The sequence below is a fragment of the Ruminococcus sp. OM06-36AC genome (assembly GCF_003438725.1).
GTDB lineage: Bacteria > Bacillota > Clostridia > Oscillospirales > Ruminococcaceae > Ruminococcus_C > Ruminococcus_C callidus.
In genome coordinates this window covers 1-5,962 of the sequence record NZ_QSTT01000041.1, presented here as the reverse complement: position 1 = coordinate 5,962, position 5,962 = coordinate 1, and the positions used below count along the sequence as shown (strand labels likewise).

8 protein-coding genes are annotated in these 5,962 nt (G+C 47.5%); all 8 read left to right on the top strand.

The window, feature by feature from the left end:
- The first annotated feature begins 47 nt into the window (after window positions 1–47).
- Window positions 48–398, top strand: coding sequence for an HNH endonuclease signature motif containing protein (locus DXB92_RS12730; protein WP_117734170.1), 351 nt, complete (start codon window positions 48–50; stop codon window positions 396–398).
- Window positions 399–638: 240 nt separating this feature from the next.
- A complete protein-coding gene (locus DXB92_RS12725) occupies window positions 639–1,163 on the top strand; it encodes a P27 family phage terminase small subunit (protein WP_117734169.1) in 525 nt (174 codons plus the stop codon).
- A 162-nt stretch (window positions 1,164–1,325) separates the two neighbouring features.
- Window positions 1,326–2,594 (top strand): DNA methyltransferase, encoded by a 1,269-nt coding sequence (locus DXB92_RS12720; RefSeq protein ID WP_117734168.1) that lies wholly within the window; start codon window positions 1,326–1,328, stop codon window positions 2,592–2,594.
- On the top strand, window positions 2,587–3,516 hold the full coding sequence (locus tag DXB92_RS12715; RefSeq protein ID WP_117734167.1) for a site-specific DNA-methyltransferase: 930 nt from the start codon (window positions 2,587–2,589) through the stop codon (window positions 3,514–3,516). Before DXB92_RS12720 ends, DXB92_RS12715 begins: the two co-directional genes overlap by 8 nt.
- Before the next feature lie 115 nt (window positions 3,517–3,631).
- Window positions 3,632–4,300, top strand: a complete 669-nt coding sequence (locus DXB92_RS12710) for a hypothetical protein (RefSeq protein WP_117734166.1) — start codon at window positions 3,632–3,634, stop codon at window positions 4,298–4,300.
- On the top strand, window positions 4,284–4,520 hold the full coding sequence (locus tag DXB92_RS12705) for a DUF4314 domain-containing protein (RefSeq protein ID WP_117734165.1): 237 nt from the start codon (window positions 4,284–4,286) through the stop codon (window positions 4,518–4,520). Before DXB92_RS12710 ends, DXB92_RS12705 begins: the two co-directional genes overlap by 17 nt.
- Window positions 4,521–4,700: 180 nt before the next feature.
- Window positions 4,701–5,642 carry an amidoligase family protein gene (locus DXB92_RS12700; RefSeq protein WP_117734164.1) on the top strand — a complete coding sequence of 314 codons (942 nt, stop codon included), beginning with the start codon at window positions 4,701–4,703 and terminating at the stop codon, window positions 5,640–5,642.
- Between the two features lie 90 nt (window positions 5,643–5,732).
- Window positions 5,733–5,962 (top strand): gamma-glutamylcyclotransferase family protein (locus DXB92_RS12695; RefSeq protein ID WP_147330070.1); only part of this gene is annotated, 230 nt, incomplete at its 3' end.

Genomic DNA, 5,962 nt, shown 5'->3' with positions numbered 1-5,962 from the left:
GCCATGGAATCATCCGAGGCGGCTTTTTGTATCCGGAGGTGAACCTTATGCCGAGGAAGGCACTGAAACCATGCAAGCATCCCGGCTGTCCCAACTTGACAAACGGTTTGTATTGTGCGGAGCATCAGCTCTTGCACCCAGACCGACCGTCTGCCGCCAAGCGTGGCTACGGCAGCAGGTGGCAAAGGCTCAGCAAGGCGTACCTCCGCCAGCATCCCTTGTGTGTGCGGTGCAAGGCACAGGGACGGTTCACGGCAGCGACCGTGGTCGACCATATCATTCCTCACCGTGGTGATCCGCATCTGATGTGGGATGAAAGCAACTGGCAGGCGTTATGCAAGCCCTGCCACGACCGCAAGACATGGACGGAAGACCGAAATCCCGTCTATCGGTATTGATTGTGTCTGAAATGCTGCTGGTGGGGGGATAAAAATCGCTAAATGTGAATTTTTTACAGACCGGCGTTCCCTCTCACGCACAAAAACGGGTATTCAAACACCCTATTGACCCCTCTCAGAGATATAAATACGAAAAAACACCGATAACATCTGACTTTGCCGACTTTTACAGCCGGCATTTTTTATGCCTGATTTAGCATTTTTGTTTGAATTTCTTTGATTTTCGGAGGTGATGACATCATGGCGAAAGACGGTACAAACCGAGGCGGTGCAAGACCGGGTGCAGGAAGACCAAGAAAGGCACTCACGGAGAAAATTGCTGAGGGAAAATCGGCGGAAGTTATGATGCAGCCTGCGGATATAGAATCTGCTGAAACACCGCCTGTCAGAGATTTCATGAAAGAATTACAGCGTGACGGCACAAAACTCCTTGCAGATGATGTGTATACAGAAACCTATCAATGGCTGAAAGAACGCTCCTGTGAGAAGATCGTCAGCCGTCAGCTTGTGGAACAGTATGCCATGAGTATTTCCCGTTGGATTCACTGCGAGCAGATCGTCACCAAATACGGATATATTTCCAAGCATCCTACAACTGGTGCGGCAATTGCTTCTCCGTATGTTGCAATGTCACAGAACTACATGAAACAGGCAAACCAAATCTGGAATCAGATTTTTCAGATAGTCCGTGAAAACTGCTCTGTGGAATTTCAGGGCAATCCGCAGGAAGATATGATGGAAAAATTGCTGAGAAGCAGAAAGTGAGAAATACATGAAAGCAGATGTTCAATTCTGGAGAGAACTGAAACAGCAGAAAAATAACATGACCAAACAGCAATATCGCACAATCAAGGGACAGGCTGTCAAAGGCAATATGGATGCCGCCCGGAGAGGTATGCTCAGAATTCAGCAGAGGAGGAATTACAGATGACAACGACCACAGAATTTCAGCTTGTTGACATCAACAAGTTAGTACCATACGCAAATAATGCTCGTACACACAACAAAGAACAGATTCTGAAGCTTCGTTCTTCCCTGCGTGAATTCGGATTTGTCAATCCTGTCATCATTGACAAGGAATATAACGTCCTCGCCGGTCACGGCAGGATTGAAGCCGCAAAAGAAGAAGGTATTGCAGAAGTCCCTTGTGTATTTGTTGACCATCTGACGGAAGCACAGAAGAAAGCGTACATTCTTGCTGACAACCGAATGGCATTGGACGCTGGCTGGGACGAAGAACTGCTGTCCGTTGAGATGGAAGAATTACAGAATCTCGGTTTTGACCTTGGTTTGACCGGTTTTGATGAATCTGAAATTGCTGACCTTTTCGATATTGACAGTGATGAAGCAAAACAGGATGATTTTGATGTAGATGCAGAACTGGAAAAGCCCTGCAAATCCAAAATAGGTGACATCTGGCATCTTGGAAAGCATACCGTTATCTGCGGTGATTCCACTTTGCCGGAAACCTATACAGCACTTCTTGGAGACACAAAAGTAAATCTTGTTTGCACAGATCCGCCGTATCTTGTCAATCTGGAAAGCACGTCAGGCAAAATCAAGAATGATGACCTTGATGATGAAAAAGGATATGCGTTTCTAAAATCTGCATTTGAGAGATTCAAAGATGCCATGGCGAAGGATGCAAGCATTTATGTGTTTTATGCCACCTCCAAGGCACGTGTATTTCATGATGCGTATGAAGATGCAGGCTTCAAGGTCGGTGCAGGACTTGTCTGGAAGAAAGACCGTCTTGTTCTCACCCGAACCGACTGGAAGTATATCCATGAACCGATTATCTGGGGCTGGAGAAAAGACGGAAAGCATATCTGGTATGGTGACCAGAAACAGAAAACGGTATTTGAATTTGACCGCATTAAAAACAGCAAAGAGGACGGCTGCGGACATCCGTCCAGTAAGCCGGTGCCGCTGATCGCCTATCTGATTTCCCAGTGTACGCAGACAAACGGAATGGTGCTGGATGGATTTCTGGGAAGTGCATCTACACTTGTTGCCTGTGAACAGCTAAATCGTGTGTGCTTCGGTGTGGAACTGGAACCGAAATTTGTGGATGTGGCAGTAGAACGGTACATCAAGCTGCATGACGGAAATTCCGATGATGTGTATGTCGTGCGGAATGGAAAGCAGATCGCATATTCTGAACTGGTAAAGGAAGTGGAACTTCCCGATGATTAAAATTCTCTGTGCAGATGCCTTGGAAGGACTGCGAACACTTCCAAATGACAGCGTCTTCATGTGTGTCACAAGCCCACCTTACTATGGCTTGCGGGATTACGGCAATGCTGGTCAAATTGGAATCGAAGATTCTCCAGAACAGTATATACAAAAGCTGACTGCCGTATTTCGAGAAGTACGGCGAGCGCTTCGACCAGACGGAACTTTGTGGCTGAACATCGCCGATAGCTATGCCGGAAGTGGAAAAGGAATCGGTCGAAAGCCTACGCATTGTAAGCATTCGTATCAAATTCCGGCGGATAGTGCTGCAGCTGCTATGCCAACTACATGGAATGCCATCAAACCAAAAGATATGATTGGAATTCCATGGATGTTGGCGTTTGCCCTCCGTGCAGATGGTTGGTATCTCCGTTCGGACATTATCTGGAACAAGATCAACTGTCTGCCGGAAAGTGTAAAAGATCGTCCCACAAAGTCTTATGAACATTTGCTCTTGTTTGCAAAATCCAGCCGGTATTACTACAATGCAGCAGCAATTATGGAACCTGCAGCGGAAAGCAGCCTAAAACGATACGCTCGTGGTCGTTCCGGTCGAAACAAGTATGGTAGATTTTCGGAACAGGGCATCAATGGGGCAGATTACAACGAACGAATGCAGGGAAAAACCATGCGAAACAAGCGGGATGTCTGGAATATCAGCACCAACTCTTACCGCATGGGAGAACATTTCGCTATGTTTCCGGAGCAATTGGTAGAACCCTGTATTTTGGCAGGCTGTCCAGAAGATGGTGTGGTTCTTGATCCGTTCTTCGGAAGCGGAACTACTGGTGCAGTTGCCAAGCGACTGCATCGGCAGTGTATCGGAATTGAACTAAATCCAGTCTATTGCAAAAAAGCAGAAGAACGAATCGCATCTGTCTGATTCTCACAAATGACCGCCGAAACATTCTCCACATCTCACAGTTGCTATCTGTGGAAAAAAGAGTTAACATATGTACTGCCGAAAGGCAAATCACCGAAAATCGGGAGGAAAACATATGATAATTGCATTTGGACGGGCTGGAAATGAACGAAAGAAACTGGCATGGGCGATAGCCACGATCATTGGAACAACGGCGGAATATCAGTATATGCCCACCTGTGCCTACAAAATCGGGGAATGCTACACCGTTACCAAGTCCGGGGATCTGGAAATCAGTGACCAAGTCGACCATAAGGAAACAGAACGGCTTCTTGCCGAACTGGAAAATCAGGGCTATGTTGTTCCAGACACATCAGAGCCGGAATCCAAAGGCTTGACGGTACAGATGCCAGCTGATTTCTTCACGGAACATACACTGGGCAATCTCCGACAAATCTGCGAAAACAAGGCTTCCCTTTTTCAGGCTGCTTTTCAAACCGACTGTTTGGACATCATTCCGTCTGATGAAAAGGTGGAATTCCCTTGGTTTACAGTCGAACAGGATGGTGATGCAGATGCCTACTGTACTTTCATTTCCATGCTCTGCGAATTTGCCAAGAACCAGAGCCGCATTAACCGCAAGCCGGACACCTCCGACAATCCCAAGTACACCATGCGGTGTTTCCTGATTCGTCTGGGAATGGTGGGTGCAGAATTCAAGGCGACAAGAAAAGTCATACTCCGGCATCTGTCCGGCAATTCCGCATTCAGAAAGGTTGGTGATACGGATGCAGTTTCCGAGTGAATCATATCTGGAACAACTCCGAAAGCAGTATCCAAAAGGGACAAAATTACAGCTGATTTCTATGCGAAATGAAAAATATCCGGTTCTTCCCGGAACAGTTGGCGAGGTCACACATATTGATGATGCGGGCAGCATTCATATGCGGTGGGAAAACGGTTCTTCCCTTGCTCTGATTCCCGAAATTGACAGTTTCCAGACCGTATCCGAGGCGAAAAAATAAGGCGGCACCTCCTCCATTGTAATGTATGTTACCATACAATCGCAAGGATTGCAAGGGTGTATTCTACACAATCTTTTGCCCGCATTTTCTGTAGATTTAGCCGCTTGCTATCTCCTCCGTTTAGAGTTAATATGGGTACAACGAAAGGACAAAAAGCCCGAAATTACGGAGGAAAACACTATGAACGCTAAAACAGAAAGACAGATTGAAAACCTGAAAAAGCAGACCATTGGGGTTGAAATTGAGATGAACCACATCACAAGAGAGCGAGCTGCAAAGCTTGCCGCAGACTTTTTCGGAACAGGCAGATACGAATTCACAGCAAGCCGAAACGGATACAGCACCTGGTCAACTTGGGATGCACAGGGCAGAGAATGGAAATTCCAGAAAGACGTCAGCATTGCAGGATGCGATGCCGAAAAGTGCGAACTGGTCACGCCGATTCTGAAATACGAGGACATTGAAACCTTGCAGGAACTGGTAAGAAAGCTTCGCAAAGCCGGAGCAATCAGCCATGCAGGCATCGGAGCCGGAGTACACATTCACATCGGTGCCAACGGTCACACACCGCAGAGCCTCAGAAACCTTGCAAACCTGATGGCAAGCCACGAACGGCTGATTGCAGATGCCCTGAAAATCGACCAAGGCAGAATGAACCGATATTGCAGAACGGTCAATCCCCAATTCATCGAACAGCTGAACCGAAAAAAGCCCACCAACATGGCACAGTTCGCAGACATCTGGTATACGGCGAACGGGGCAAATTACGGCAGAAATCAGCACTACAATGACAGCCGATACCATATGCTGAACTATCACGCAACTTTTACAAAAGGCACAATTGAATTCCGGTTGTTCCAATTCGACAAGCCTACAGCTGAAAAGAAAAACGGACTCCATGCCGGACAGCTGAAAAGCTACATTCAGCTTTGCCTTGCCCTTTCCGAAATGGCAAAGGGACTGCGAACCGCCAGCCCGAAACCACAGCAAACGGAAAACCCGAAATTCGCCATGCGAACATGGCTGATTCGGCTGGGACTGGTCGGCGAGGAGTTCGCCACTGCGAGAAATTTTCTTACCAAGAACCTTGATGGCGATGCCGCTTTCCGGTTCGGCAGATAAAGGGACAGCCTTTTGCTACCAGCTACACCAGACCGCTTCGGCGGTCTTATGGTGGTGAAAGGGTATCCCTTTCAGAAAGGATTTGATTGCATGAAAAAGTTTTACCTTGCCTATGGCAGCAATCTGAACGTGAAACAGATGCAGTTCCGCTGCCCGGATGCCAGAATTGTGGGGACTGCGGAGATTCCAAATTACCAGCTGCTGTTCAAGGGCAGCAAGACCGGTTCCTATCTGACCATCGAACCCAAGCAGGACTGTATCGTTCCAGCGGCAGTCTGGTCGGTGTCGGAACGAGATGAACTTGCCCTTGACCGCTATGA

Excerpts from the sequence above, each read along its gene's own strand:
- DXB92_RS12730 (WP_117734170.1), top strand. The coding sequence starts at position 48 with ATGCCGAGGAAGGCACTGAAACCATGCAAGCATCCCGGCTGTCCCAAC.
- DXB92_RS12725 (WP_117734169.1), top strand. The coding sequence starts at position 639 with ATGGCGAAAGACGGTACAAACCGAGGCGGTGCAAGACCGGGTGCAGGA.
- DXB92_RS12720 (WP_117734168.1), top strand. The coding sequence starts at position 1,326 with ATGACAACGACCACAGAATTTCAGCTTGTTGACATCAACAAGTTAGTA.
- DXB92_RS12715 (WP_117734167.1), top strand. The coding sequence starts at position 2,587 with ATGATTAAAATTCTCTGTGCAGATGCCTTGGAAGGACTGCGAACACTT.
- DXB92_RS12710 (WP_117734166.1), top strand. The coding sequence starts at position 3,632 with ATGATAATTGCATTTGGACGGGCTGGAAATGAACGAAAGAAACTGGCA.
- DXB92_RS12705 (WP_117734165.1), top strand. The coding sequence starts at position 4,284 with ATGCAGTTTCCGAGTGAATCATATCTGGAACAACTCCGAAAGCAGTAT.
- DXB92_RS12700 (WP_117734164.1), top strand. The coding sequence starts at position 4,701 with ATGAACGCTAAAACAGAAAGACAGATTGAAAACCTGAAAAAGCAGACC.